Source organism: Citrobacter sp. C1, assembly GCF_014596895.2.
GTDB lineage: Bacteria > Pseudomonadota > Gammaproteobacteria > Enterobacterales > Enterobacteriaceae > Citrobacter > Citrobacter gillenii.
Genome location: NZ_CP115035.1, coordinates 4,673,313 through 4,699,529 on the forward strand (window position 1 = coordinate 4,673,313; position 26,217 = coordinate 4,699,529).

Annotated in this window: 24 protein-coding genes; 7 read left to right on the forward strand and 17 right to left on the reverse strand. The window is 54.1% G+C overall.

All coding sequences use genetic code 11. The annotated features are described in order from the left end of the window. Positions 1 to 27 precede the first annotated feature (27 nt). On the reverse strand, positions 28 to 1,443 hold the full coding sequence (gene dnaB, locus IB214_RS22385; RefSeq protein ID WP_096758712.1) for a replicative DNA helicase: 1,416 nt from the start codon (positions 1,441 to 1,443) through the stop codon (positions 28 to 30). Between the two features lie 61 nt (positions 1,444 to 1,504). Between dnaB and IB214_RS22390 the strand changes: the two genes are divergently transcribed. After that, entirely contained in the window at positions 1,505 to 2,488 is a 984-nt protein-coding gene (locus tag IB214_RS22390) for a quinone oxidoreductase (RefSeq protein ID WP_115259703.1), read from the forward strand. Positions 2,489 to 2,716: 228 nt separating this feature from the next. Here IB214_RS22390 and pspG read toward each other — a convergent pair whose 3' ends face one another. From pspG to IB214_RS22405, 3 genes are all read right to left on the reverse strand, one after another. Then, entirely contained in the window at positions 2,717 to 2,959 is a 243-nt protein-coding gene (pspG, locus tag IB214_RS22395) for an envelope stress response protein PspG (RefSeq protein ID WP_096758714.1), read from the reverse strand. A 133-nt stretch (positions 2,960 to 3,092) separates the two neighbouring features. Beyond that, on the reverse strand, positions 3,093 to 4,091 hold the full coding sequence (gene dusA / locus IB214_RS22400; protein WP_096758715.1) for a tRNA dihydrouridine(20/20a) synthase DusA: 999 nt from the start codon (positions 4,089 to 4,091) through the stop codon (positions 3,093 to 3,095). Positions 4,092 to 4,182: 91 nt separating this feature from the next. After that, on the reverse strand, positions 4,183 to 4,671 hold the full coding sequence (locus IB214_RS22405; RefSeq protein ID WP_115259704.1) for a cupin domain-containing protein: 489 nt from the start codon (positions 4,669 to 4,671) through the stop codon (positions 4,183 to 4,185). Positions 4,672 to 4,788: 117 nt separating this feature from the next. Here IB214_RS22405 and zur point away from each other — a divergent pair, with 117 nt between their 5' ends. Continuing rightward, positions 4,789 to 5,307 (forward strand): zinc uptake transcriptional repressor Zur, encoded by a 519-nt coding sequence (gene zur, locus IB214_RS22410; protein ID WP_096758717.1) that lies wholly within the window; start codon positions 4,789 to 4,791, stop codon positions 5,305 to 5,307. Positions 5,308 to 5,351: 44 nt separating this feature from the next. Here zur and IB214_RS22415 read toward each other — a convergent pair whose 3' ends face one another. The 4 genes from IB214_RS22415 to IB214_RS22430 form a co-directional block, all read right to left on the reverse strand. Beyond that, positions 5,352 to 5,561 carry a CsbD family protein gene (locus IB214_RS22415; protein WP_096758718.1) on the reverse strand — a complete coding sequence of 70 codons (210 nt, stop codon included), beginning with the start codon at positions 5,559 to 5,561 and terminating at the stop codon, positions 5,352 to 5,354. 136 nt (positions 5,562 to 5,697) lie between these two features. Further along, complete coding sequence (dinF, locus tag IB214_RS22420; protein ID WP_117343607.1) at positions 5,698 to 7,017, reverse strand: MATE family efflux transporter DinF; 1,320 nt, start codon at positions 7,015 to 7,017, stop codon at positions 5,698 to 5,700. Positions 7,018 to 7,148: 131 nt separating this feature from the next. Beyond that, positions 7,149 to 7,757, reverse strand: a complete 609-nt coding sequence (lexA, locus tag IB214_RS22425; RefSeq protein WP_096758720.1) for a transcriptional repressor LexA — start codon at positions 7,755 to 7,757, stop codon at positions 7,149 to 7,151. Between the two features lie 109 nt (positions 7,758 to 7,866). Continuing rightward, positions 7,867 to 8,235: a diacylglycerol kinase gene (locus tag IB214_RS22430; RefSeq protein WP_117343608.1), complete on the reverse strand. Its 369-nt coding sequence runs from the start codon at positions 8,233 to 8,235 to the stop codon at positions 7,867 to 7,869. A 170-nt stretch (positions 8,236 to 8,405) separates the two neighbouring features. Here IB214_RS22430 and plsB point away from each other — a divergent pair, with 170 nt between their 5' ends. Beyond that, positions 8,406 to 10,826 (forward strand): glycerol-3-phosphate 1-O-acyltransferase PlsB, encoded by a 2,421-nt coding sequence (gene plsB, locus IB214_RS22435; RefSeq protein WP_115259706.1) that lies wholly within the window; start codon positions 8,406 to 8,408, stop codon positions 10,824 to 10,826. A gap of 52 nt (positions 10,827 to 10,878) precedes the next feature. Here the strand turns inward: plsB and ubiA are convergent, their stop codons facing one another. The 5 genes from ubiA to malK all read right to left on the reverse strand — a co-directional run bounded on the left by ubiA (position 10,879) and on the right by malK (position 16,050). Further along, the gene (gene ubiA / locus IB214_RS22440) at positions 10,879 to 11,751 is read right to left on the reverse strand and encodes a 4-hydroxybenzoate octaprenyltransferase (protein ID WP_096758722.1); all 873 of its coding nucleotides are present in this window, start codon (positions 11,749 to 11,751) and stop codon (positions 10,879 to 10,881) included. Between the two features lie 13 nt (positions 11,752 to 11,764). Continuing rightward, positions 11,765 to 12,262 (reverse strand): chorismate lyase, encoded by a 498-nt coding sequence (gene ubiC, locus IB214_RS22445; protein WP_096758723.1) that lies wholly within the window; start codon positions 12,260 to 12,262, stop codon positions 11,765 to 11,767. Positions 12,263 to 12,442: 180 nt separating this feature from the next. Continuing rightward, positions 12,443 to 13,393: a maltose operon protein MalM gene (gene malM, locus IB214_RS22450; protein WP_115259707.1), complete on the reverse strand. Its 951-nt coding sequence runs from the start codon at positions 13,391 to 13,393 to the stop codon at positions 12,443 to 12,445. Between the two features lie 113 nt (positions 13,394 to 13,506). Continuing rightward, complete coding sequence (locus IB214_RS22455) at positions 13,507 to 14,865, reverse strand: maltoporin (RefSeq protein WP_117343609.1); 1,359 nt, start codon at positions 14,863 to 14,865, stop codon at positions 13,507 to 13,509. Between the two features lie 75 nt (positions 14,866 to 14,940). Beyond that, entirely contained in the window at positions 14,941 to 16,050 is a 1,110-nt protein-coding gene (gene malK / locus IB214_RS22460; RefSeq protein WP_096758726.1) for a maltose/maltodextrin ABC transporter ATP-binding protein MalK, read from the reverse strand. A gap of 371 nt (positions 16,051 to 16,421) precedes the next feature. Here malK and malE point away from each other — a divergent pair, with 371 nt between their 5' ends. From malE to xylE, 4 genes are all read left to right on the forward strand, one after another. Further along, entirely contained in the window at positions 16,422 to 17,612 is a 1,191-nt protein-coding gene (gene malE, locus IB214_RS22465; protein WP_096758727.1) for a maltose/maltodextrin ABC transporter substrate-binding protein MalE, read from the forward strand. Positions 17,613 to 17,742: 130 nt separating this feature from the next. Continuing rightward, on the forward strand, positions 17,743 to 19,287 hold the full coding sequence (gene malF / locus IB214_RS22470; protein ID WP_117343610.1) for a maltose ABC transporter permease MalF: 1,545 nt from the start codon (positions 17,743 to 17,745) through the stop codon (positions 19,285 to 19,287). 14 nt (positions 19,288 to 19,301) lie between these two features. Next, complete coding sequence (gene malG, locus IB214_RS22475; protein WP_043018069.1) at positions 19,302 to 20,192, forward strand: maltose ABC transporter permease MalG; 891 nt, start codon at positions 19,302 to 19,304, stop codon at positions 20,190 to 20,192. A gap of 323 nt (positions 20,193 to 20,515) precedes the next feature. After that, positions 20,516 to 21,991, forward strand: a complete 1,476-nt coding sequence (gene xylE, locus IB214_RS22480; protein WP_096758731.1) for a D-xylose transporter XylE — start codon at positions 20,516 to 20,518, stop codon at positions 21,989 to 21,991. Between the two features lie 44 nt (positions 21,992 to 22,035). Here the strand turns inward: xylE and psiE are convergent, their stop codons facing one another. The 4 genes from psiE to IB214_RS22500 all read right to left on the reverse strand — a co-directional run bounded on the left by psiE (position 22,036) and on the right by IB214_RS22500 (position 26,090). Then, positions 22,036 to 22,446 (reverse strand): phosphate-starvation-inducible protein PsiE, encoded by a 411-nt coding sequence (psiE, locus tag IB214_RS22485; protein ID WP_096758732.1) that lies wholly within the window; start codon positions 22,444 to 22,446, stop codon positions 22,036 to 22,038. A 175-nt stretch (positions 22,447 to 22,621) separates the two neighbouring features. Beyond that, a complete protein-coding gene (locus IB214_RS22490) occupies positions 22,622 to 24,718 on the reverse strand; it encodes a YjbH domain-containing protein (RefSeq protein WP_117343612.1) in 2,097 nt (698 codons plus the stop codon). Next, positions 24,718 to 25,455: a capsule biosynthesis GfcC family protein gene (locus IB214_RS22495; protein WP_096758734.1), complete on the reverse strand. Its 738-nt coding sequence runs from the start codon at positions 25,453 to 25,455 to the stop codon at positions 24,718 to 24,720. Before IB214_RS22495 ends, IB214_RS22490 begins: the two co-directional genes overlap by 1 nt. Then, positions 25,452 to 26,090 carry a YjbF family lipoprotein gene (locus IB214_RS22500; RefSeq protein ID WP_115259714.1) on the reverse strand — a complete coding sequence of 213 codons (639 nt, stop codon included), beginning with the start codon at positions 26,088 to 26,090 and terminating at the stop codon, positions 25,452 to 25,454. The genes IB214_RS22495 and IB214_RS22500 overlap by 4 nt, the downstream gene beginning before the upstream one ends. Positions 26,091 to 26,217: the final 127 nt, after the last annotated feature.

A 26,217-nucleotide genomic window follows, 5' to 3' on the forward strand; every position in this document is an offset into this window, starting at 1 on the left:
GTTCCTTAATAAATGGACGACGGAGCGTTACTCATCGTCATACTGTGGTCCGGCATAATTATCGAAGCGTGACCACTGGCCGTTAAACGTCAGGCGCACCGTACCGATTGGGCCGTTACGTTGCTTACCAATAATAATTTCCGCGATGCCTTTTAAGTCGCTGTTTTCGTGATAAACCTCGTCACGATAAATAAACATGATTAAGTCGGCATCCTGCTCGATAGACCCCGATTCACGGAGATCCGAGTTGACCGGACGCTTGTCGGCGCGTTGTTCCAGAGAGCGGTTAAGCTGCGACAGCGCCACCACCGGCACATGCAGTTCTTTTGCTAATGATTTCAGCGAGCGCGAAATTTCAGCAATTTCCAGCGTACGGTTGTCGGAGAGCGACGGCACCCGCATCAGCTGCAGGTAGTCGATCATAATCAGTCCGATACCGCCGTGTTCACGGGCGATACGGCGTGCGCGCGAACGCACTTCCGTGGGCGTCAGGCCGGAGGAGTCATCAATGTAGATGTTTCGTTTCTCCAGTAAGATCCCCATGGTGCCGGAAATTCGCGCCCAGTCTTCGTCATCCAACTGACCGGTACGGATTTTAGTCTGGTCTACGCGCGACAGCGATGCCAGACAACGCATCATGATCTGTTCGGAGGGCATTTCAAGACTAAAGATAAGTACCGGCTTATCCTGCAACATCGCCGCATTTTCGACGAGGTTCATTGCAAACGTCGTTTTACCCATCGACGGACGCGCGGCGACGATAATCAGGTCCGACGGCTGTAGACCGGCAGTCTTTTTGTTGAGGTCGTCGTAGCCGGTATTCACCCCGGTGACGCCGTCATGCGGCTGCTGGAACAGCTGTTCGATGCGCGCGACGGTGGCGTCGAGCACCTCGGTAATATTTTTCGGGCCTTCGTCTTTGTTGGCGCGGCTTTCGGCGATTTTAAAAACGCGGGATTCCGCGAGATCCAGCAAATCTTCACTGGAACGCCCTTGCGGATCAAATCCGGCCTCCGCGATTTCATGGGCTACCGAAATCATGTCGCGCACGACGGCGCGTTCGCGGACGATATCCGCATAGGCGCTTATGTTCGCCGCACTTGGCGTATTTTTAGATAACTCAGCCAGATAGGCGAAACCGCCGACGCTGTCGAGTTGCCCCTGCACTTCCAGCGACTCGGCCAGGGTTATCAGATCGATGGGTTTGCCCATCTCCTGCAAACGATGCATTTCGGTGAAGATATGCCGGTGCGGTCGGGTGTAAAAATCCTCCGCGACGACACGCTCGGCAACATCGTCCCAGCGTTCGTTATCCAGCATTAAACCGCCCAACACCGACTGTTCCGCTTCAATCGAGTGCGGCGGTACTTTCAGCCCGGCGACCTGCAGATCGCGGTCACGAGCATCAGTCTGTTGTTTGTTGAAGGGTTTATTTCCTGCCATAGTGAATGGAGTTACCGAGATAATGATTGGGTCGAAAGATTACCACATTTCTGGAGGAAGCATGGCAACACGTATTGAATTTCACAAGCACGGCGGCCCTGACGTACTGAAGGCTGTGGACTTTACGCCCGTTGATCCGACCGAGCATGAAATCCAGGTCGAAAACAAAGCGATTGGCATCAATTATATCGATACCTACATCCGCAGCGGACTGTATCCGCCCCCTTCTCTGCCCAGCGGACTCGGCACCGAAGCGGCCGGCGTGGTCAGCAAAGTCGGTAGCAAAGTAACCCACATCAGCGTTGGCGATCGCGTGGTCTACGCCCAGTCAATGCTCGGCGCCTACAGTTCCGTACATAATGTCCCCGCCGATAAAGCCGCCATTTTACCTGATGCCATCTCGTTTGAGCAGGCTGCCGCGTCCTACCTGAAAGGGTTAACCGTTTTCTATCTGTTGCGTAAAACCTATGAAATCCAGCCTGACGAGCCGTTTCTGTTCCATGCCGCCGCAGGCGGCGTTGGTCTGATTGCCTGCCAGTGGGCAAAAGCATTGGGGGCGAAGCTAATTGGTACCGTCGGCACTGCGCAAAAGGCGCAAATTGCATTACAGGCCGGCGCATGGCAGGTGATTAACTATCGCGAAGAGAGCATTGTCGAGCGGGTTAAAGAAATTACGGGCGGTAAAAAAGTCCGGGTAGTTTATGACTCGGTGGGTAAAGACACCTGGGAAGCCTCGCTGGACTGCCTGCAACGCCGGGGATTGATGGTGAGTTTTGGTAATTCTTCCGGGCCGGTGACCGGCGTTAACTTAGGCATTCTGAACCAGAAAGGCTCGCTGTACGCCACACGCCCTTCTCTGCAGGGTTACATCACCAACCGCCATGAATTGACCGAAGCCAGTAATGAGCTATTTTCACTGATTGCCAGCGGCGTGATTAAAGTCGATATCGCGCAAGGTCAGACGTTTGCGTTAAAAGATGCCCAGCGGGCGCATGAAGTACTGGAAAGCCGGGCCACGCAGGGGTCGAGTTTGCTGATCCCGTGAAACTTCTCCCTTAAATAATTCAAGCAGCCAACACGCCTGCGGTTTGAATTATGACGGGGAAGAAAAGAATTAGGGCTTCCCGTAGGAAGCCCTTTCTTTTTTTAGTTCGGCTGTATGTAGGGTACAGCTCGATGAATTCGTTAACCGCGCAATAGTGACAGATTTAATAATCAATTCCTATTTGGTTCTAAAGGCAATGTTGCAGGTTGTGATGTACCGCTCAATACCTTAGTAAAATCGACGGTTATTGCGCTGATAGTGCGGGACTTTTGGCGCTTTTATGGCCTTGATAACCCACACCACGGCGACAGCCAATAACAGCCATGGCAGCAGTTTAATCATCAGCGCAAACATCCCGCCGAGGAACATCACGGCGGTCGCCACCATCAGCGCAGCCAGAATCCCCAGCAGCGACACGCCGGTGACCATCAGCATGACAAAAAAGCCAATCACAAAAAGTAGTTCCAGCATGATGCTCTCCCATAATGAATTTCTGCTTAAACCATTACAAAAATCATGCCAGAATTAATTGATTGATTTATAAAGAAAATGCCCCGCAACAGTGCGCAGGGCGTGGTGAAATTGACTAACTTTTGGTGAACAATTAACGTTTGTCTGCTACCAGCTTCAACGCATGTTCCAGCACGTTGATATCCGCACCGGCTTTGTGCGCATTTTCGCTCAGGTAACGACGCCACTGACGCGCGCCCGGAATGCCCTGGAACAGCCCCAGCATATGGCGGGTAATATGTCCCAGATACGTTCCCTGGCTCAGTTCCCGTTCAATATACGGGTACATGGCGCGCACCACGGCAACAGGGTCCACGTCAGCACCCGTTGAACCGAAAATTTCGCGATCCACGGATGCCAGAATACCGGGGTTCTGATAGGCTTCACGTCCCACCATCACGCCATCCATATGTTCAAGGTGCGCTTTCGCTTCTTCCAGCGATTTAATGCCGCCGTTGATCGACATGGTCAACTGCGGGAAATCACGCTTCAGCTGGTACACGCGGGCGTAATCCAGCGGTGGGATTTCACGGTTTTCTTTCGGGCTCAGCCCGGACAACCAGGCCTTGCGCGCATGAATGATAAACATCTCACATTCTCCTTTGCCGGAGACCGTGTTGATGAAATCACACAGAAATTCGTAGCTGTCCTGGTCATCAATGCCAATACGGGTTTTGACCGTCACCGGAATCGATACCACATCACGCATCGCCTTGATGCAGTCGGCAACCAGCTGCGCATTGCCCATCAGGCAGGCACCAAACATCCCGTTTTGTACGCGATCAGAGGGACAGCCCACGTTGAGGTTTATCTCGTCATAGCCCCGTGCTTCCGCCAGCTTCGCACACTGTGCCAACGCGGCCGGGTCGCTACCACCAAGCTGTAAGGCTATCGGATGCTCTTCGTCGCTATACGCCAGATAGTCGCCTTTACCATGAATGATTGCCCCGGTGGTTACCATCTCCGTATAGAGCAGCGTCTGGCTGGACAGTAAGCGCAAAAAGTAGCGGCAGTGTCTGTCCGTCCAGTCGAGCATCGGCGCGATAGAAAAACGATGTGCAGGGAAAGCGGTGGACTGAGATTCAGGCAGCATGGCGAATAATTAAGCATCCGGTTAAAAAAGGGGCGCCACTATAGCATAGACCGCGACGATAGTGAGCCACATCGTCACGGCCCCCCTCATGCTATTTCGATCCGGGTTTACCGTCGTGGGAACCAAAAAACTGTGGTGGATGGTCAACCCAGCGATCCTCGCGCGTGGCCGCATACACCGGATTCAGTGGGTAATAGATACGATTGAATTTTTTATTTGCCTCGCCGACGACCAGCAGTCGCACCTCTTCACTGGTGTTATTGATAAAGGTGTGACACACGCCGGTTCCCGCTGGAAATCCGACGCTGTCCCCCGGTTCCAGCTTCCATAAATAGCCGTTAATCCAGGCCTCCGGATACCCTTCCAGCACGTAGATAAACTCTTCTTCATCGCTTTCGGCGTGAGGGTACGAGGTGCGACGGCCCGGAGGCAGGCGTTCATGGTGAATACCGAGGCGACCCAAGCCCAGCTTACGAGCAAGCGGTGCGCCGATAGAAAACAGCTCATCACTTCCGGGATAGGTAGCGTCGTCAGCCCCCTCCACCTCACGCCAGTGGCGAATACAATCCGGTCTTTTCATTTTATATTTTCCAGTATTGCGATGCGTCAGGTATAGCACACCACGGCTGATCTCGGCGTTTTATGCAGAACATGATAAAGTAAGGGATTAACCTTCCACGCAAATCGAGGCGCAAAAATGGAAAGAACCCCTACGCAGGAGTTGCTGGCTCACGCTGAAAAACTCTGTGCGCAACGTAACGTGCGACTCACGCCGCAACGCCTCGAAGTGCTGCGCCTGATGAGCCTCCAGGAAGGGGCAATCAGCGCATATGACCTGCTGGATTTATTACGGGAAACTGAACCACAGGCTAAACCGCCTACCGTCTATCGTGCGCTCGATTTTCTGCTCGAACAAGGTTTTGTCCACAAGGTAGAATCCACCAACAGCTACGTGCTTTGCCATTTGTTTGATCAGCCCACCCACAGCTCCGCGATGTTCATTTGTGACCGCTGCGGCGTGGTGAAAGAAGAGTGTGCGGAGGGCGTGGAAGACATCATGCATACGCTGGCGGCCAAGATGGGCTTTGCCCTACGTCATAACGTAATTGAAGCGCATGGCCTGTGCCAGGTCTGTGTGGAAGTTGAAGCCTGCCGTCATCCTGGCGACTGCCAGCATGATCACACGATTCAGGTAAAAAAGAAGGTCGGGCGTTAAGCGAGAGAACGTACATCCTTGTACATTCAGGCGGGAGGGGATAATTACCAACGGTAGTCGTTGCGGGTTTCCCAATCCTTCACTTCTTTCTCCGCCTGATCTTTCGCATAACCGTAACGTTCCTGGACTTTACCCACCAGTTGGTCACGCTTACCTTCAATGACCGTCATATCATCATCGGTCAGTTTGCCCCATTGCTCTTTCACTTTACCTTTCAACTGCTTCCAGTTACCACCGACTTCGTCTTTATTCATCATCAAATCCTCATCGTTAGGTTGTGAATAGCGAGAGTGCTGCGTCCAGACACGCTATGTTTTTGCTGGACGTGAGAATAAGTGTAGTCAGTGATTCTGAGTTCTATTTATTATTCGGAATTTTTAACCATACGAGTCAGGAAAACCAGGTGCCATTTCGCCAGTGACGCCGCCAGATAAAAGCCAGCGAGAGTCCGCGCAGCGCCAGAAAAACGGCGAGTGCCAGCCACAAACCGTGGTTGCCTAACAGCGGTAACGTGAATAAGGTTAAGCCGAATCCCGCAGCGGCAACGGCCATACTGTTACGCATTTCCGCAGCACGCGTTGCGCCAATAAACATGCCGTCCAACAGGTAACACCAGACGCCCACCAGCGGTAACACCACCTGCCAGATAAGGTAACGATCGGCCAGCTGCTGAATCTGCGGTAGTGAGGTCAACGATGCAATAATGTGCTCGCCAAACAGGGCATAGATCAGTGAAAAAAGGATCGCCACAATGCCCGACTGTCGACACGCCGCGCGCCAGACATCCAACAGTTGGCTGCCATCCCGGGCACCATAAGCCTGACCAGAGTGCGCTTCCACGGCATAGGCAAATCCGTCCAGCGCATAGGCGGTGAAGGTCAACAGGGTCATCAGAACGGCGTTGACCGCAATAATATCGCCCCCGAGACGCGCCCCGAGTACCGTAATCGCACCAAAACACAGCTGCAGCAACAGCGAACGCAGCATGATGTCGCGGTTAAGCGCCATCAGACGGCGGAAGTTTCCGCGCCATGCCTGTTTCAGCATCATGAGCGAAACACCGCGCAGGTGGAGAACCTTGCGCACCATCAGCAGGCCAATCAGCAACGTGGCATATTCGGCAATCACCGTCGCCAGCGCGGCGCCCTGCACGTTCATATGCAGCCCCATCACCAGCCATATATCGAGCACAATGTTGAGGATATTGCCGACAATCAACAGGATCACCGGTGCTCGCGCGTACTGAACGCCCAGCAGCCAGCCAAGCAGTACCAGGTTCGCCAGCGAGGCAGGCGCGCTGAGCCAACGGATTTCAAGGAAGCGCCTGGCCTGTTCCAGTACCGCTTCGCTCCCCCCCACGATGTGTAACGCCAGATCGATAATCGGCGTACGAAATAGCGCAATTGCCGCCCCCGCCCCCAAAGCCAGAATCAGCGGCTGCACCAGTGCTCGGGCCAACGCCTGCGGATTTTTTGCGCCAAATGCCTGAGCCGTCAGCCCGGTGGTACTCATGCGTAGAAAGAGCAGCAGCATAAAGAGAAAACTGGTTGCCGTCGCACCCACTGCGACGCCACCCAAATAGACCGGGCTATCCAGATGACCAATCACAGCCGTATCCACCAGTCCCAGCAGGGGAACGGTGATATTGGAGAAAATCATTGGCAGGGCAAGGTGCCAGAGTGCTTTATCAGAGGAGGTAAAAAAAGGCATACAGGAGAGCCTGAGAAGACGTTAGAGATACTGGAAAAAATCGTACAGGCCCGGTAAACAGAGTGCCACCGGGCACGTTGCCGGATGACGACGTAAACGTCTTATCCGGCCTACAGGAAATCAACAGACCGTTACAGCCATTCACCGTTACGGATAACGCCGACGGCCAGTCCTTCAATGGTGAAGTTCTGCTCACGCAGGTCGACAACGATCGGTTTGAACTCGCTGTTTTCTGGCAGAAGCTCGACTTTATTTCCCTGTTTTTTCAGACGTTTAACCGTCACTTCATCATCAATGCGGGCAACAACCACCTGGCCGTTACGCACGTCCTGTGTCTTATGCACTGCCAGCAGATCGCCATCCATAATACCAATGTCTTTCATTGACATACCGCTGACGCGCAGCAGGAAATCAGCATTAGGTTTGAACAGGGATGGATCAACCTGATAGTGGCCTTCGATGTGCTGTTGCGCCAGCAGCGGCTCACCTGCAGCAACGCGACCTACAAGCGGTAATCCTACCTCTTCTTCATGCAACAGACGAATACCACGCGATGCACCAGAGACGATTTCGAGCACCCCTTTACGCGCCAGCGCTTTAAGGTGTTCTTCAGCCGCGTTTGGGGAACGGAATCCCAAACGCTGCGCGATCTCCGCACGCGTCGGTGGCATACCTGTCTGGCTGATGTGATCCCGAATGAGATCAAACACCTCTTGCTGCCTGGCCGTTAACGCTTTCATTCCGCCCCCTGGGTGTATATACAGTTATGCTGTGAGTATATACAGCTAAAGGCGATTTTGGAACCGCAAACTGCACAAAAAACAGGAGATTTATGAAGTTGTGGAATCCTTATCGAAAATGGGACCACAACAGGATGCCCCAGGTGATCAGGGCGACAAAAATAGACAGCAGAACAGCCGCCGACCCCATATCTTTCGCTCGACCGGAAAGTTCGTGATGCTCCGATCCAATACGGTCGACCACTGCTTCAATAGCGCTGTTTAAGATTTCAACGATCATCACCAGCATTACTGAACCAATCAACAACACACGGGTAATGGCGTCGACGTCCAGCCAGCAGGCGATGGCGACGCCCAGCAGTACGGCAACGCTTTCCTGACGAAATGCCGCTTCATTTATCCATGCGGCGCGAAAACCTTTCCACGAGTAGCCAGCAGCTTTGATAATTCGGGTGAATCCAGTGGTATTATTGGCCATCAAAAGAACCTTTTTACATTATTAGCGTCAATGTCATTGTAACGTTACCCCGTTTGTTTCAGGGTGTGGCAAAGCAGCGCGAAGTATGACGGGATACACCAGAAATTCACTAAACTTTCTGATATCCTTGCAGCGCATTTGCATTATTAACCAGAGGCTTTACATCGTTTATGTCCGGCTGGCCACGAATTTACTACAAATTACTGAATTTACCATTAAGCGTCCTGGTAAAAAGCAAGTCTATTCCGGCAGAACCTGCCCCGGAGTTGGGACTCGATACGTCTCGTCCCATTATGTACGTCCTACCGTACAACTCAAAAGCAGACTTGCTGACGCTACGTGCCCAATGTTTGGCGCACGATCTTCCCGATCCCCTGGAACCGCTGGAGATAGACGGGACTTTACTGCCGCGCTACGTGTTTATTCACGGCGGTCCGCGTGTGTTCACCTATTACACGCCAAAAGAAGAGTCCATCAAGCTGTTCCATAACTATCTCGATCTGCATCGCAGCAATCCTGACCTGGATGTGCAGATGGTGCCGGTTTCGGTGATGTTTGGCCGCGCGCCTGGCCGCGAAAAAGGTGAAGTCAACCCGCCGCTGCGCATGCTGAACGGCGTACAGAAATTCTTCGCCGTTTCCTGGCTCGGTCGCGACAGTTTTGTCCGTTTCTCGCCGTCGGTCTCTCTGCGCCGCATGGCAGACGAACACGGTACGGATAAAATCATCGCTCAGAAACTGGCGCGCGTGGCGCGTATGCACTTTGCCCGTCAGCGTTTAGCTGCTGTTGGCCCGCGCCTCCCTGCCCGCCAGGATCTGTTTAATAAGCTGCTGGCCTCAAAAGCAATCGCCCGTGCGGTAGAAGATGAAGCCCGCAGTAAAAAAATCTCCCACGAAAAAGCGCAGCAAAATGCCATTGCGCTGATGGAAGAGATCGCCGCCAACTTCTCCTACGAGATGATCCGCCTGACTGACCGTATTCTGGGATTCACCTGGAACCGACTGTATCAGGGTATTAACGTTCACAATGCAGAACGCGTTCGCCAACTGGCCCACGACGGGCATGAAATTGTCTATGTCCCCTGCCACCGCAGCCATATGGATTACATGCTGCTGTCGTACGTTCTGTATCACCAGGGGCTGGTTCCTCCGCACATTGCGGCCGGGATCAACCTGAACTTCTGGCCGGCTGGCCCGATTTTCCGCCGCCTGGGTGCGTTCTTTATTCGTCGTACCTTCAAGGGCAATAAGCTCTATTCCACCGTATTCCGCGAATACCTCGGCGAGTTGTTCAGCCGCGGTTATTCGGTTGAGTACTTTGTCGAAGGTGGGCGCTCACGTACCGGTCGTTTGCTGGATCCGAAAACCGGCACGCTATCGATGACCATCCAGGCAATGCTGCGCGGCGGTACGCGTCCTATCACCCTGGTGCCGATTTACATTGGCTACGAGCACGTGATGGAAGTCGGCACCTACGCGAAAGAACTGCGTGGCGCGACAAAAGAGAAAGAGAGCCTGCCGCAGATGCTGCGTGGCTTAAGCAAGCTGCGTAATCTGGGTCAGGGCTACGTCAACTTTGGCGAACCGATGCCATTGATGACCTACCTCAATCAGCACGTGCCGGAGTGGCGTGAGTCTATCGATCCTATCGAGTCGATTCGCCCTGCCTGGCTGACGCCGACGGTCAATAACATTGCCGCCGATCTGATGGTGCGCATTAACAACGCCGGTGCGGCCAACGCCATGAACCTGTGCTGTACCGCGCTACTTGCATCCCGCCAGCGTTCCCTGACCCGCGAGCAGTTAACTGAGCAGCTTGATTGCTACCTCAGCCTGCTGCGTAACGTACCGTATGCATCAGATGCAACGGTTCCGACGCAGAGTGCCAGTGAGCTTATCGATCACGCCCTGCAGATGAACAAGTTTGAGGTCGAGAAAGATACCATCGGTGACATCATCATTCTGCCGCGCGAGCAGGCGGTATTGATGACTTACTACCGCAACAATATTGCGCATATGCTGGTACTGCCGTCACTGATGGCGGCGATTGTGACTCAGCATCGCCGGATTTCACGCGTCGCATTGCAGCAACATATTGATGCACTGTATCCGATGCTGAAAGCCGAGCTGTTCCTGCGCTGGGAGCGCGATGAGCTTACAGGGGTGATCGACGAACTGGCTGGAGAAATGCAGCGTCAGGGTCTGATTACGTTGCAAAACGATGAGCTGCAAATCAACCCGGCACGCTCCCGCACGCTACAGCTGCTGGCCGCAGGTGCGCGTGAGACTCTGCAGCGCTACGCCATCACCTTCTGGCTGTTGAGCGCGAATCCGTCGATCAACCGCGGTACGCTGGAGAAAGAGAGCCGCACCGTCGCTCAACGTCTTTCCGTACTGCACGGTATCAACGCACCGGAATTCTTCGATAAAGCGGTGTTCAGTTCCCTGGTGCTGACCCTGCGTGACGAAGGCTACATCAGCGACACCGGAGATGCCGAGCCGGAAGAGACGATGAAGATTTACCAGATGCTGGCCGAACTGGTGACGTCGGATGTCCGTCTGACCATCGAGAGCGCCACTCAGGGTGAGTAAGCATAAAAAAACCGGTCGAAATGACCGGTTTTTTTTTATCGCAGACTAAAACTCAAAGATGCCAGTAACTCATCGCAAGGCCTAAGAACAACACCAGGCCCACGTAGTTGTTATTCATAAATGCTTTAAAGCAGGCATCCCGCTCGCGGTTAACGATCAGCTTCTGCTGATACACAAACAGCGCCCCTGCTACCAGCAAAGACCAGTAATAGCCCAGCGCCAGTCCGTTCAGCCAGCCCACCAGCGCCATCAGCACCAGTACGCCCACTTGCAGAAGACCAATAATCAGTTTGTCGTTTTGGCCGAACAGGATAGCGGTCGATTTAATGCCAATCTTCAGGTCATCATCGCGGTCGACCATCGCATATTGGGTGTCATAAGCCACTGCCCAGAGAATATTGGCCAGAAACATCAACCAGCAGCTGAGCGGTACCGACTCGCTCACGGCGGCAAACGCCATCGGGATAGACCAGCCAAACGCCGCACCCAGCACCACCTGCGGCAGGTGCGTATAGCGCTTCATGAAGGGATAAACCCACGCCAGCGCCAACGCGGCAATCGACAACAAAATGGTCATCGTGTTGAGCGTCAGGACCAGCAAGAAGGCGAGCAACACCAGCACAACAAACAACGTGCGGGCTTCTTTCTCCGTCACGGCACCGCTTGGCAGCGGTCGGTTCGCGGTGCGTTTCACATGACCGTCAAATTTGCGGTCAGCATAATCATTCACCACGCATCCGGCGGCGCGCATTAACCAGACGCCAGCCACAAACACCGCCAGGATCCACAATTGCGGAACCCCAGGGGTCGCCACCCACAACGCCCACAGCGTTGGCCAGAGCAGCAGTAAGGCGCCGATTGGCTTATCCGTACGCATCAAGCGGTGAAACGCCAGCAGCTTATTCTGCGTCAGACTCCACTCCATCTTTATCTTCCTCTCAGTACAACGGCGATGCAGGTAAAAAAAGCTCGGTAAGCATCAGTGGCTTACCGCTCAGCCGCAGGCGGGAACGACGCCCCCACAGCTCTGCATCGCGGCCAATCTCAATAAAATCTCGGGTCAATGTCGATGACGTAAACAGGTAGCGCCCGAGCGGGGTTTTCCCCAGATTTTGCAAGGCCAGTTCAGGGCCACACAATGTCGATTCCGGCACCACGGTGCGCCCGGCAAGCCAGGGTTCACCATCCGCGCAGAGCAGGATTTCACGTAACCAATAGCGGGATTCTGTCGGCAGCAGCGTCAGTTCTTCGGCCACCTCATTTTGCCCAACAAATCCTTCTCGTATCAACGTTACGCTGACCTGCTTTCCCTGCTGCTCAAAACGTTGGGTCATGGAGTCTTCCAGTAACAACCAGTCAAGCAGTTGGGGGTCCAGCGTCGGGATCGCATCAAAATAACGCAGCGCACGCAGTTGCGTTAACGCAGGGTGTGGCATGCCTTACTCTCCGATTTATCACGTTCAGGCATTGTATCGCAGAAAAGGCATTACGGGGTGAGCAAACATGATTAAGTGATCGGCGGAGCAACACAAGCATAACAAGTAGCATGGAAGGATAAAAAAAGGTGCGCCAGGAGACGCACCAGTTGTTGCAAAATCAGCAATGTGGGGAGACGGTTACCCCTTGCCTTTTACACTGCTGATAAAGGTGGAACGGGCAGATTTGGATCCCAGACGTTCAGCTTCATCAAGCAGCTTCAGCGCTTTATCGACATCGCCTTTCGCCACAGCATCCTTAATCGCCTGGTTAAAATAGCTTTCCGTGTCGTTCAGCATCGGCTCGCTTTTCTGCGGGGCTGGTGCGGCGACCGGGGCAGCTGCCACCGCAGCCGGAGCCGCATAGGCCGCTGCTGGTGCGGCAGTATTGCCCACCGTCACCGGTCCCGGACCGGATGAGCCAAACAGCGGCCCGACCAGCACGCTGGAGGAGGAGCTGGTTTTGACTTTTAGTTTCAGCAAGCCATCTGTGGTATGACGAGCGATCGGATCCGGGATATCCGGCACGGCGTTACCCACGCCCTTGGCATAGGCTTTTGCCGGGTCAAGCAGAGTCGTGGTCTGCTGGAGATCTTTCTCGGTGGTGAAGACCAGAACATAGAGCTTCTGCTGGCCCAGCGCTGGCGTCAGGCGCATGACCCCTTCCAGGCGATCCGCGCTCATCACGCCGGGCTCCTGATAGGTGAAATAGCTGCTGGGGAAGAAAGCAGATGGCGTCATGTTCTGATCAAGAATCAGGACGTTTGGCGCAAATACGCTGGTTTGTTTGTTCACTTCACTGGAGAGCGTCAGGGTCAGCTCACCAATATTGGCCGGTACGCTATAGGCGGCAACCGGACCGCTAATTCCCGCTACGTCCAGACGCTGACCGGCGGTCGCAAGCTGTGTGGACTGTACCTTAGATTGATCAACAGGCGTCCAGGCTAATTGTTGCAGTGCGGCAGTGGGGATTGCGGGTGCGCCGGTGGTGTTCTGCGGCACAAAATTCACATCGGCCAGGCTGATGCCGGGCGCACTGGCAAATAACCCTGCAGATAAACAAAGGGCAACGAGACTTTTCTTCATTTTCATTGTTATCACCTCAGATAGCATGGGTTCAGCGGTGGCCAGGCAATAGCGCGCTAAACCTTAAGTAAGAGGGGCTTACGCCCCTCTTTCGGTCTTTACGTCAGGTTAATGCTGGATTACCACCAGATTTCCATCTGGGCGCCGAAGGACCACTCGTCGCTGTCGCCACGGCTGGTGGTGCTGAGACCGGAGTTGGTTGCTGCCGCGAATTTGGTAACGTCGTTACCATTTTTCACATAACCCCACTCTTCATCCCATTTGGCATAGGTTGCGAAGACGCGGATTGCCGGACGAGACCAGATGCTGTCGCCCGCCTGCCATTGTTGCGCCAGGGTGACTTTGTACTGGCTGTTGCGATCGCTGGTCTGCTGCGATTTCACGTTGTCATAGCCCACTTCCAGCAGGGTGCTCATGATCGGCGTCCATTTGTACATCGGACGGATACCCACGGTGTACCATTCGGTACCCAGGTCGTTATCCATGTCGAGGTTCTGGTACATACCGACGTACATCAGGTCCCATTTGTCGCCCAGCGAGATAGCACCGTGGTCCAGCACGCGGAACAGGCTACCGTTGTTATTCACCACGTTATTGGCGAAGTTAGTCTTAGTACCATCCGGATTGGTAATGGTTGTCGTAGAAGAACCGTAAGAGCCCTGGTTCAGGCCTTTACCCTGCGTGGTCATGGAGTCTGTCGCATACTGAACAACAAACTTGTTATAGCCTTTCAGCATGCTCTGAGTATGTTCAGCGGTGAACATCCAGCCATCTTTTGATGCGCCGTCTGCCAGGCTGTAGTCGTCGGTGGTGTTAGCACGACCGTAGTCCACACCCAGTTCCAGCATACCGTCCGGGTTAATCGCCATTTGCGCTAAACGCACGTCGAACACGTCGTTGGCGGTGTCTTTGGTACGATCATAAATATTCTGGCTGCTGAACGCGTAAGAGCCGCCCGCTTCCTGAGAACGGGTCGCTGCCAGCGCCAGTTTACCGAAGCCCAGATCGATGTTTTCAATACCGGCACCAGGACCTGAAATATCCCAGTAGTAGAAGTCGATCATGTGCACATCATGACGCTGGTAGAAGCGCTTACCGGCCCAAATGGTGGAACCTGGCAGCCATTCAATCAGGTTTTTACCCTGCACGTTTGCTTCACGGAATGCCGGGTCAGTTCCTTCCCAGTCATTCTGCTGTGCGACGGAGTAGGCGACGTTGGTGTCGAAGTAGAAGCTCTTATCGCCCTCTTTCCACACTTCCTGACCCAGTTTAATTTCCGCATAGGTTTCACATTCGTTACCGAGACGGTATTTACTTTGTGCACCGGTTGCCTGGAAACACTGTTGTTCGCCGCCACTACCCGTCCAGCCGATACCGGAACGAGCATAACCATGGAAATCCACGGCCATTGCCTGAACAGACATAATGCCTGCTGCTACAGCAACCGCCAGAGGGAGTTTGCGCAGAGTAATCATCATTCTATCTCCTGAGATCATTGCTTTTCTTTGAACGCTTCACCTTGACGGATTTGCGCTTTTTTTTAATGGGACACCTTAAACGCCCGGCTCTTGATGCAACCGACGACATGCAGTGCCATCTTCACGGAACAGATGGCAACGCTCTGGCGGCAGGCCGATAGCGAATGTGGCACCCTCTTCTACCAACACCACGTCATTCTGGCGGTATACCAGGTTTTGACGGATGGCGGGGATCTGGATATGAATTTGCGTTTCGTGGCCCAACTGCTCGACCACCTGAACTTCACCTTCGAGGGTGACGTCAGCGATATCGCTGGGCAGCAGATGTTCCGGGCGAATACCTAAGGACATGTTGGCGCCAACCTGCACGGCACGGCTTTCTACCGGTAGCCAGATTTGCTGGCGGTTAGGTAATTCAACCTGCACCTGGTCGATTGCGGTTGCGGTGACTTTCACCGGCAGGAAGTTCATCTTCGGTGAACCAATAAAGCCCGCCACAAAGCGGTCGGCTGGGTAGTGATACAGCTCCAGCGGCTTGCCGACCTGCGCGACGCGGCCCGCATCCAGCACCACGATTTTGTCAGCCAGCGTCATCGCTTCGACCTGATCGTGGGTGACGTAAATCATCGTGCGGCCCAGACGTTTATGCAGGCGGGAGATTTCAATACGCATCTGCACACGCAGTGCTGCATCCAGGTTAGAAAGCGGTTCATCGAGCAGGAACACGCGCGGTTCAGCCACCAGCGTACGGCCAATCGCCACGCGTTGACGCTGACCGCCAGAGAGTGCTTTTGGCTTACGCTCAAGCAGGTGCGCCAGCTGCAGGACTTCAGCGACCTGATTCACACGCTGGTTCATGACGTCTTTTTTGGCACCGGCCAGTTTGAGACCGAAAGACATGTTCTCGGCGACGGATAAATGGGGATACAGCGCGTAGGACTGGAAGACCATACCCACGCCGCGTTCGGCGGGCGGGATGTCGTTCATTCGGGTGTCCCCGATAAACAGGTCGCCGCTGGTGATGGTTTCCAGCCCGGCGATCATACGCAGCAAGGTCGACTTACCGCAGCCTGACGGTCCGACAAATACCACGAACTCTCCTTCGTGAATGTCGAGATTGATATCCTTCGATACCACCACGTCACCCCAGGCTTTCGTTACATTTCGCAGCTGTACGCTCGCCATGCCCTTCTCCCTTCGTTACAACCTGTCATCGACAGCAACATTCATCATGGGCTGACTATGCGTTATCCATTAGGAGCGTGAATCCTCCACCCCCCAGCTTTTTTATGGGGGAGGAGGCGGGAGGATGAGAGAGTCGCGTCTGAGACCCGGGCCGTACGCTGCCAAGGAATTTCGTGATGTCGCCCGCAAAAATCAGTGGGTTTTTATGTGCGCCAGCACGCATTACTCACATTTCTGTAACACAGATCACATAAAGAATGGGTGGGGCGTAGGGGTAAGGAGGATGGAAAGAGGTTGCCGTATAAAGAAACTAGACACCGTTAAGCCACCTCTGTGTATCCAAGCGCACATCACCAAAAAGGATGGGGAATATGAAAATCAAAACCGGCGCACGCATCCTCGCATTGTCTGCATTGACGACGATGATGTTTTCCGCCTCGGCTCTCGCCAAGATTGAAGAGGGCAAACTGGTTATCTGGATCAACGGCGACAAAGGCTATAACGGCCTCGCTGAAGTGGGTAAAAAATTCGAGAAAGACACCGGCATCAAAGTCACCATTGAACATCCGGATAAGCTGGAAGAAAAATTCCCGCAGGTTGCCGCGACCGGTGACGGCCCGGACATCATCTTCTGGGCACATGACCGTTTTGGCGGCTACGCGCAATCGGGTCTGTTGGCTGAAGTTACGCCAGACAAAGCGTTCCAGGACAAACTGTTCCCGTTCACCTGGGATGCCGTACGTTACAACGGTAAGCTGATCGCCTACCCGATCGCCGTTGAAGCACTGTCGCTGATTTACAACAAAGACCTCGTGCCAAACCCACCGAAAACCTGGGAAGAAATTCCTGCGCTGGATAAAGAGCTGAAGGCGAAAGGCAAATCTGCCCTGATGTTCAACCTGCAAGAACCGTACTTCACCTGGCCGCTGATTGCTGCCGACGGCGGATACGCGTTCAAGTTTGAAAACGGCAAATACGACGTCAAAGACGTGGGCGTGGATAACGCTGGCGCGAAAGCGGGTCTGACCTTCCTGGTCGATCTGATTAAGAACAAACACATGAACGCGGATACCGACTACTCCATCGCTGAAGCGGCCTTTAACAAAGGCGATACCGCGATGACCATCAACGGTCCGTGGGCCTGGTCGAACATCGATAAGAGCAAGGTGAACTACGGCGTAACGCTGCTGCCAACCTTCAAAGGCAAAGCGTCTAAACCGTTTGTCGGCGTACTGAGCGCCGGTATTAACGCCGCCAGCCCGAACAAAGAACTGGCGAAAGAGTTCCTCGAAAACTACCTGCTGACCGATCAGGGTCTGGATGAAGTGAACAAGGACAAACCGCTGGGTGCCGTCGCGCTGAAATCCTTCCAGGAAGAGTTAGCGAAAGATCCACGTATCGCGGCCACCATGGGTAACGCCGAGAAAGGCGAAATCATGCCGAACATCCCACAGATGTCTGCATTCTGGTATGCCGTTCGTACCGCAGTGATCAACGCCGCCAGCGGTCGTCAAACCGTTGATGCTGCGCTGAAAGATGCACAAGGTCGTATCACCAAGTAATGCTGTAGCGCACGTGCCGGATGGCGGCATGAATGCCTTATCCGGCCTACAAATCACTGTAGGCCTGATAAGCGCAGCGCCATCAGGCATTTTTGCCGACAGATGTTCAAAGTTGTAGAGGAAGATCCCCATGGATGTCATTAAAAAGAAATACTGGTGGCAAAGCGACACGCTGAAATGGTCAGTGATGGGTCTGCTGGGTCTGCTGGTGGGCTACCTTGTTGTTTTGATGTACGCTCAGGGGGAGTACCTGTTTGCCATCATGACGCTTATTTTAAGCTCTGCTGGCCTGTATATTTTCGCCAACCGTAAAGCCTATGCCTGGCGCTATGTCTATCCTGGCGTGGCTGGTATGGGGTTATTTGTTCTGTTCCCACTCATTTGCACCATTGCAATTGCCTTTACCAACTACAGTAGTACCAACCAACTGACCTTTGAGCGCGCCCAGGAAGTCCTGATGGACCGTTCTTATCAGGCGGGTAAAACCTACAACTTTGGTCTGTATCCGGCGGGTACGGAGTGGCAACTGGCCCTCACCGACGGTGAAACAGGTAAAAATTATGTCTCCGACGCCTTTAAATTTGGTGGCGAGCAGAAACTACAACTGAAAGAAGCCGAAGCGCTGCCAGCAGGTGAACGTGCCACGCTGCGTATCATCACGCAAAACCGCCAGGCGCTGACCCAACTGACCGCCGTGCTGCCGGATGACAGCAAGGTGATTATGAGCTCGCTGCGCCAGTTCTCCGGTACGCAGCCGCTGTATACGCTTGCTGATGACGGCACGCTCACCAACAATCAGAGCGGCGTAAAATACCGTGCAAATAACGATATTGGTTACTACCAGTCACTCGCGCTAGACGGTAGCTGGGGTACAGAGAAACTCAGCCCAGGCTATACCGTCGCCATCGGCTGGGATAACTTCACCCGCGTCTTTACCGATGAAGGCATTCAGAAACCGTTCTTCGCGATCTTTATCTGGACCGTCGTCTTCTCAGTGCTCACCGTCATCCTGACCGTTGCCGTCGGTATGATTCTGGCCTGTCTGGTGCAATGGGAATCGCTGAAAGGCAAAGCGATTTATCGCGTGCTGCTGATTCTGCCTTACGCCGTGCCGTCGTTTATCTCGATACTGATTTTCAAGGGGTTATTTAACCAGAGCTTCGGTGAAATCAACATGATGTTGAGCGCGCTGTTCGGCATCAAGCCGGCCTGGTTCAGCGACCCAACCACCGCGCGTTCGATGATTATCATCGTCAACACCTGGCTGGGCTATCCGTACATGATGATCCTGTGCATGGGGCTGCTGAAGGCGATTCCCGACGATCTGTATGAAGCCTCGGCAATGGATGGCGCTGGCCCATTCCAGAACTTCTTTAAGATTACGCTGCCGTTGCTGATCAAGCCGCTGACGCCGCTGATGATCGCCAGCTTTGCCTTTAACTTTAACAACTTCGTGCTGATTCAGCTGTTGACCAACGGTGGCCCGGACCGACTCGGTACCACCACGCCAGCCGGTTATACCGACCTGCTCGTCAGTTACACCTACCGTATCGCCTTTGAAGGCGGCGGCGGTCAGGACTTCGGTCTGGCGGCGGCGATAGCCACCCTGATCTTCCTGCTGGTTGGCGCGCTGGCGATTGTGAACCTGAAAGCCACACGTATGAAGTTTGATTAAGGGAGATAACGACAATGGCTATGGTCCAACCGAAATCACAAAAGTTACGTTTATTCGCAACGCACTTAGGTCTGCTGATTTTTATCGCGGCAATTATGTTCCCGCTGCTGATGGTCATTGCCATCTCGCTGCGCGAAGGTAACTTCGCCACCGGCAGTCTGATCCCGGAAAATATCTCCTGGGAGCACTGGAAACTGGCGCTGGGCTTTAGCGTGGAACACGCGGATGGCCGCGTGACGCCGCCTCCGTTCCCGGTGCTGCTGTGGCTGTGGAACTCGGTGAAAGTGGCCACCATTACCGCGATCGGTATCGTGACCCTCTCCACCACCTGTGCTTACGCCTTCGCCCGCATGCGCTTCCCAGGTAAAGCCACGTTGCTGAAAGGCATGCTGATTTTCCAGATGTTCCCGGCGGTACTGTCGCTGGTGGCGTTATATGCCTTGTTTGACCGTCTGGGCCAGTACATTCCGTTTATCGGTCTGAACACCCACGGTGGCGTGATCTTCGCCTACCTTGGCGGCATTGCGCTGCACGTCTGGACAATCAAGGGGTATTTCGAAACCATCGACGGTTCACTGGAAGAAGCGGCCGCGCTGGATGGCGCAACGCCGTGGCAGGCATTCCGCCTGGTGCTGTTGCCGTTGTCGGTGCCGATTCTGGCGGTGGTGTTCATTCTGTCCTTCATCGCCGCAATTACCGAAGTCCCGGTCGCCTCACTGTTGTTGCGTGATGTGAACAGCTATACCCTGGCAGTCGGTATGCAGCAGTATCTCAATCCACAGAACTATTTGTGGGGCGACTTTGCCGCTGCAGCCGTGCTTTCTGCTATTCCGATCACCCTGGTGTTCCTGCTGGCCCAGCGCTGGCTGGTTAACGGCCTGACGGCAGGCGGTGTGAAAGGCTAAGTTTCATCGATGTACCCGCCCGGCAACGGGCATGCCACTGCAACCCTCAACTTATGTTATCCCAACCTGTGACTGTTTTTCGGCGCTCTACGGAGCGCCCTTTTTTTATGTAATTTTGCATTGCGGTTACGATTATTTTCTTTCGTGCTCGCCATCACTGCAATTTTATTTCTCGCCTGAGCGGACATTAATTAAACAGAGTGAAGATCACAGAAAAGACAAAACGTAATTGCAATGTAAAAAATGATAATTGTCATACCTGCCTGTTAAATCCACCATCACAACACTGATAAAAAGAGCTGTATCTTCTAAGGCAGGTCTGAATGAATACCCAATATAATTCCAGTTATATTTTTTCGATTACATTAGTTGCCACATTAGGAGGACTGTTATTCGGCTACGACACCGCCGTCATCTCCGGTACCGTCGAGTCCTTAAATACGGTTTTTGTCGCCCCACAACATCTGAGCGAATCCGCCGCAAACTCACTGTTAGGCTTCTGCGTCGCCAGCGCGCTGATTGGCTGTATCATCGGTGGTGCGCTGGGTGGCTATTGCAGTAACCGCTTTGGTCGTCGCGATTCACTCAAAATCGCCGCGATCCTGTTCTTTATTTCCGGCATCGGTTCCGCATGGCCGGAATTAGGGTTTACCGCCATTAATCCCGATAATGCTGTTCCTGTTTATTTAGCCGGATACGTCCCCGAATTTGTTATTTATCGCATTATTGGTGGTATCGGCGTCGGTTTAGCCTCCATGCTCTCACCGATGTATATCGCAGAACTGGCCCCGGCACATATTCGTGGAAAACTGGTTTCCTTTAACCAGTTCGCGATTATTTTCGGGCAACTGATGGTCTATTGCGTAAACTATTTTATTGCCCGTTCCGGCGACGCCAGCTGGCTGAATACCGATGGCTGGCGTTATATGTTTGCCTCTGAAAGCATTCCCGCCCTGCTGTTTTTAATACTGTTGTATACCGTACCGGAAAGCCCACGCTGGCTGATGGCGCGCGGCAGACACGAGCAGGCGGAAGGTATTCTGCGCAAAATTATGGGCAGCAATCTTGCTACCCAGGCGATGCAGGAGATCAATCAGTCACTGGAGCACGGTCGCAAAACAGGCGGGCGTCTGCTGATGTTTGGCACTGCGGTCATCGTCATCGGCGTCATGCTGTCCATCTTCCAGCAGTTCGTCGGCATCAACGTTGTGCTCTACTACGCGCCGGAAGTTTTTAAAACCCTGGGCGCCAGCACCGACGTCGCGCTGTTGCAGACCATCATCGTGGGCGTAATCAACCTGAGCTTCACCGTGCTGGCGATCATGACGGTCGATAAATTTGGCCGTAAACCGCTGCAAATTATTGGCGCGCTGGGTATGGCCATCGGCATGTTCAGCCTCGGTACTGCGTTTTATACCCAGGCTTCTGGTCTGGTGGCGCTGCTGTCGATGCTGTTTTATGTTGCGGCATTCGCCATGTCCTGGGGCCCGGTGTGCTGGGTACTGCTGGCTGAGATTTTCCCCAACGCGATCCGTGGCAAAGCGCTCGCCATTGCGGTGGCCGCCCAGTGGTTGGCGAACTACTTTGTCTCCTGGACCTTCCCGATGATGGACAAAAATTCGTGGCTGGTTGCCCATTTCCACAACGGTTTCTCCTACTGGATTTACGGTTGCATGGGCATTCTGGCGGCGCTGTTTATGTGGAAGTTCGTACCGGAAACCAAAGGCAAAACGCTGGAAGAACTCGAAGAGCTGTGGGAACCCGCAGCAGAGAAAACGCAGCCCGCGTCTGCGCAGTAATCAACGTAAACAACACGCCGCAGCCCAATGCGGCGTGTTATTTTTTACTCACGCTTCAACCGTTTGGAATTACACAACCACAGCGTGATCACCAGCAGCAGGATCGCCGCGGAATAGATCAGTACGTCCATGGGGGCTTTATGATCGACGATGATCAACCGCACAATCGCCGTGATCCCGATATAAACAAAGTAGCGCAGCGGAAAGTGAAAACCTGACTGAAAGTACTTCACAATCAGCGCGATAAATTCAAAGTAGAGGAAGTAAACCACCAGCCCTTCCACCAGCTCGTATTTGCTGGTTTGTTCCGGCGCGAACAGCACATCCGCCAGATGCAGCGTCTCTTTGCCGAGGAATACCACCAGAATCAGCCCCAGACTCAGTAGCCCAAGATTCAACACAGTCTGTAACATCGTGGAGATAAACTCCACGCGCGGACGAGATATCGGCGTCATAGCAGCCCCTTTTGCTCAATGGCGAAGTTCCTGTATAACGCAAAAATGTGACGGAGATCTACATTTTTTGTTTATGTTTTGTTCACACAACGGTTCTTGCCGGATGGCGGCTTTGCCTTATCCGGCCTACCGTAGGCCCGGTGAGCGTAGCGTCACCGGGCGATCAACATTCACATCAACGGAAGTTCTCACTCCTGTCACTGGTCATATCGTACAAACCAAACTTACGCCCAAGCTGCTGACCACCGTCGCGCGTCAACGGCGTCCAGCCAATTGCCGCACGGCTGCGGGTTGGTCCCGAAGAGAAGAGATCCAGCGGCACGGAGACATACACGCCTTTGGTGAAATCACCTTCCCCATACTCATCCGGTGATGCATCGGTGAGGGTTGCATAACCGCCGACCACCACGCCGCTGTCGAAGCGTTTGGCGATTTCCAGGGTCCCGCCTTTATCGCCCGCCAGGTACTGCCCCACGCTGGCTTTTACCAGTACATCCTGGGCGAACGACGGGTTCCAGTACGCCGTCAGATGTCCGGTCTTCACGCTGTAGTCGGTGAATTTCATCATGTCCTGCGCACTGCGCCAGTCACGCTGCTTCACATAGTTGGCGTCAACGCCAAACGCCCAATTGCTGTCCAGTGGACGGTACAGCACTTCAGCCCCCGCGCCGCCAAACATGGTTTCCAGATAGCCACCGTACACTTGTCCGTAAAACCCGTTGCCGAGTGACTGGAAGTAGTTGGCCTGCAGGTTATTCACATACACATCGTTCTGCACGTAGTCACGGACGTGAGTACGCACCCGCGGCAAATGTGAATCACTGGGCGGATTGGTGTAGTTAAACTTGTCGTAGTTATTGGCCAGGTTAGCAAACAGACTGCCGGTCGTGAGCAGATGGTCTGTCACCCACAGATCTGCCGTTCCCATGACGCCCAGCTGATACATATAGAAGTTTTCCGGGCCGCCCACGGACTGATTGAGCACCGGATCGATATGAAAATCAAAGCGTGATTTATCGATATACCAGCCCTGCTCGGTGGTCTGCGGCACCACGGGCTCCACGCGCTTTTGCGCCAGCGGTGTTTCATGGCCCAGCGGCTCGCCTTGCAGATGATCCTGCAGACTCGCAACATCTGTTTCGGTGGTGACCTGCGGTAAATTCAGGCGATTTTCCGTAATACGGATCGTACGGATCCCCTCAGGGAGATCGTTCATTACGATCCGATTTGCCCGTTCGATCCCTTCCCGCGAGTCACGGTATTTCACCTGTTCGCCGGTCACGTACAGCGTATCACCCTGCACCTGGAGTTTCGGATCCGCCAGCCCGGCGTTGTATTTCAGTAGCGTGAGCTGATTCGCCACCACCGAATGTTGCAGGATGGCATCCTGCAGCTGGGGCTGATATTGCGGTCGCGCGTTGTCGTTATACGTTGGTCGCAGATCGTTGAAGTTCGTGCGTAGCGTGACGCCGAACATAAAGGTATTACCGCGCTCGTAGCTGAGGTTAACGTCGGCCCAATCGGTGACGCGGTAAATGGCGCCGACGTTAAACTTGCTCTTCTGATCCAGCTTGCCGGCAAAATCCTGCTGGTAGTTGTTACCCTCATATTCCAGCTTCAGGCGCAGCGGCTGCCAGGGCGTCTGGTATTCCACGCCGCCAAACAGTGACGCAGGGCCGTGGAACATCTGGCTACCGTCGATGGAGCCCGCCTGTTTATAGCTGTTATCGCGATAACAGAATTTATCGCTGTACGAGCACAGCGGATTACTCACATTGCCGCTGGTACCAAGATATCCCCAGCCAAGACCAAGCGAGAAATCAAACGGCCCCCAGGCTTTGTTGGCCACGATGTATTCCGCATCAAACAGACCGGTTCCGCCGATATCCCGTGCGCCAACCGCGACCTGCGGCATCCAGTAGCTCTCTTCCCACAATCGCAATTTGAGATCGAACGCTTTGTCTTTATACGTCTGATCGCCTGAAAATGACTCCACGCTGCTGTATTTTTTGGTGCGCACATCGGTATAGCGTAGGGTCGTTTCCAGCCACGGGAACAACTGCACCGACGCGGAGTAGTAGCGGTACTGATCGTTATCGCGGTAGTTGAGGCTCATTTCCCCTTCACGCGCCATCCGCGCGGTTGGCGTTTGCAGCAGCCCCACGCCGCCAAAGTCAGACTGGGAAGGCCCAATCGGCGCAGGGTACGTTTCACCGTGGCAGGCCGTGCTGATACCCAGCGCCAGCAGGCTGAGCAGATAAGTTTTTCTCATTATTCAGGTATCCGCTGGGTCAGAGTGCGAAGAATGTCGGCATTGATTTGATCCGGGGCGCGGCTCCAGACAGAGTCAGACAGCCCAACAAAAATGATGCTGCCGGGCATCGGCTCAACGTGACGTTTATTCCAGTAAGCGACCGGTACTTTTTGCGTGCGTCCATCGGGATAGACCACCCACGCATAGCTGCGATCTGCACCGCTCAGCAGACTTTGTCCGGCGAGATAGCTGGCGATATCACGCCCTGGCATAAACGGCTGTTTACCCGGATGATTGATCGCGCCAAACAGGGTGATTTCCGTTGGCTGAGGCCCAACCCACAGCGTGTAGTTGCCCTGCAACGGCGGATTCCCCCGTTCACTCACCCGCACCGCGTCCGGGTCGAGATTCACCCGCTGTCTGCCGGTTACCTTCAGGGTCTGAATTTGCTGGCGTAGCGTGTTGATAGCGGCTGCATCGTCACCGCCTTCTTCTGCACTCAGCGCCGCCAGCCGTCCCAACAGCGCCTGTTGCTGGCGCTGCGCGGTAACCGTCGCCAGCTCTTCCCCGATCACCGCCGCGGGCCACCAGCTATTCGCCAGCGTGGGTTGACCCACCAGATCGATAAGATGTTCCGCGCCGGTCAGCGTTTTCGGTTCTGCACTGCCTGAGGTGATCACTTTTACCGTTCCTGCGGCAAAAACAGATGCCGCACAAAGGCTAAAAGTCAGCGCGGTAATCATTCGTTTCATCATGATTTTGCCGCCTTGATCAGCGTGGTCTTCACCGGGAAATAATTCGCACCCAGATACTGCTCTGACTGGCGAATCATCCCGTCACTGTCGATCCAGTAACGGTTATGCCAGCGAGTCCGATCGGTGGTGACTTCTTCATCCAGTACGCGTACCGGGGTATCTTCGCTGGCAACCCGAATGCTGTCAGTGCCGTCCCATCTGAAGACCGAACGGGCGGTGGCGTAGCGCACCTGCTTATGCTCGGTCCAGCCCATCGTGCGGGTCCAGGTGACGCCATCAACAATCTGGTTTGGTTTGATAAGCGGGTCCGCCGCCAGATTATTCACCGCGATCAGGTTGTCTCCGCCCAGCAGCGTTTTCACCAGACGCCCGTGTTGCGTTACGAGCATGGCCTGGTCCTGGGTGACCCATTTCTGCTGCCCGTTTTCAGCGAAAGCGAGCACCACAAACAGCTGCGGACCGCCGTTAAGCTGCATGTACTGGCTGGCGTAAGGCATGTTGTGGATATCATCATCCGTCATCTGTACGCCAGGAGTACCCAACACGCTTTGCCACAGCGAATGACCCAGCCCTTCGGTGGTAGCTGAACACGCCTGTAATAACAGACAAACCAATATGAGCGCTGGTCGCATCACGACGTTTCTCCGCATTATTGCCGGGTGGCGCGACGCTTACCCGGCCTACAAATCCCACAGGCTTTTGGAAATTCAAAATAACCACACCGAAGTGTGGTTATGGTTAATCCCCTTCATACTTCAGGGG

What these genes read in the sequence shown, in the direction of transcription:
- dnaB (WP_096758712.1), bottom strand. Translation starts at nt 1,443, where the DNA reads ATGGCAGGAAATAAACCCTTCAACAAACAACAGACTGATGCTCGTGAC.
- IB214_RS22390 (WP_115259703.1), top strand. Translation starts at nt 1,505, where the DNA reads ATGGCAACACGTATTGAATTTCACAAGCACGGCGGCCCTGACGTACTG.
- pspG (WP_096758714.1), bottom strand. Translation starts at nt 2,959, where the DNA reads ATGCTGGAACTACTTTTTGTGATTGGCTTTTTTGTCATGCTGATGGTC.
- dusA (WP_096758715.1), bottom strand. Translation starts at nt 4,091, where the DNA reads ATGCTGCCTGAATCTCAGTCCACCGCTTTCCCTGCACATCGTTTTTCT.
- IB214_RS22405 (WP_115259704.1), bottom strand. Translation starts at nt 4,671, where the DNA reads ATGAAAAGACCGGATTGTATTCGCCACTGGCGTGAGGTGGAGGGGGCT.
- zur (WP_096758717.1), top strand. Translation starts at nt 4,789, where the DNA reads ATGGAAAGAACCCCTACGCAGGAGTTGCTGGCTCACGCTGAAAAACTC.
- IB214_RS22415 (WP_096758718.1), bottom strand. Translation starts at nt 5,561, where the DNA reads ATGAATAAAGACGAAGTCGGTGGTAACTGGAAGCAGTTGAAAGGTAAA.
- dinF (WP_117343607.1), bottom strand. Translation starts at nt 7,017, where the DNA reads ATGCCTTTTTTTACCTCCTCTGATAAAGCACTCTGGCACCTTGCCCTG.
- lexA (WP_096758720.1), bottom strand. Translation starts at nt 7,757, where the DNA reads ATGAAAGCGTTAACGGCCAGGCAGCAAGAGGTGTTTGATCTCATTCGG.
- IB214_RS22430 (WP_117343608.1), bottom strand. Translation starts at nt 8,235, where the DNA reads ATGGCCAATAATACCACTGGATTCACCCGAATTATCAAAGCTGCTGGC.
- plsB (WP_115259706.1), top strand. Translation starts at nt 8,406, where the DNA reads ATGTCCGGCTGGCCACGAATTTACTACAAATTACTGAATTTACCATTA.
- ubiA (WP_096758722.1), bottom strand. Translation starts at nt 11,751, where the DNA reads ATGGAGTGGAGTCTGACGCAGAATAAGCTGCTGGCGTTTCACCGCTTG.
- ubiC (WP_096758723.1), bottom strand. Translation starts at nt 12,262, where the DNA reads ATGCCACACCCTGCGTTAACGCAACTGCGTGCGCTGCGTTATTTTGAT.
- malM (WP_115259707.1), bottom strand. Translation starts at nt 13,393, where the DNA reads ATGAAAATGAAGAAAAGTCTCGTTGCCCTTTGTTTATCTGCAGGGTTA.
- IB214_RS22455 (WP_117343609.1), bottom strand. Translation starts at nt 14,865, where the DNA reads ATGATGATTACTCTGCGCAAACTCCCTCTGGCGGTTGCTGTAGCAGCA.
- malK (WP_096758726.1), bottom strand. Translation starts at nt 16,050, where the DNA reads ATGGCGAGCGTACAGCTGCGAAATGTAACGAAAGCCTGGGGTGACGTG.
- malE (WP_096758727.1), top strand. Translation starts at nt 16,422, where the DNA reads ATGAAAATCAAAACCGGCGCACGCATCCTCGCATTGTCTGCATTGACG.
- malF (WP_117343610.1), top strand. Translation starts at nt 17,743, where the DNA reads ATGGATGTCATTAAAAAGAAATACTGGTGGCAAAGCGACACGCTGAAA.
- malG (WP_043018069.1), top strand. Translation starts at nt 19,302, where the DNA reads ATGGCTATGGTCCAACCGAAATCACAAAAGTTACGTTTATTCGCAACG.
- xylE (WP_096758731.1), top strand. Translation starts at nt 20,516, where the DNA reads ATGAATACCCAATATAATTCCAGTTATATTTTTTCGATTACATTAGTT.
- psiE (WP_096758732.1), bottom strand. Translation starts at nt 22,446, where the DNA reads ATGACGCCGATATCTCGTCCGCGCGTGGAGTTTATCTCCACGATGTTA.
- IB214_RS22490 (WP_117343612.1), bottom strand. Translation starts at nt 24,718, where the DNA reads ATGAGAAAAACTTATCTGCTCAGCCTGCTGGCGCTGGGTATCAGCACG.
- IB214_RS22495 (WP_096758734.1), bottom strand. Translation starts at nt 25,455, where the DNA reads ATGATGAAACGAATGATTACCGCGCTGACTTTTAGCCTTTGTGCGGCA.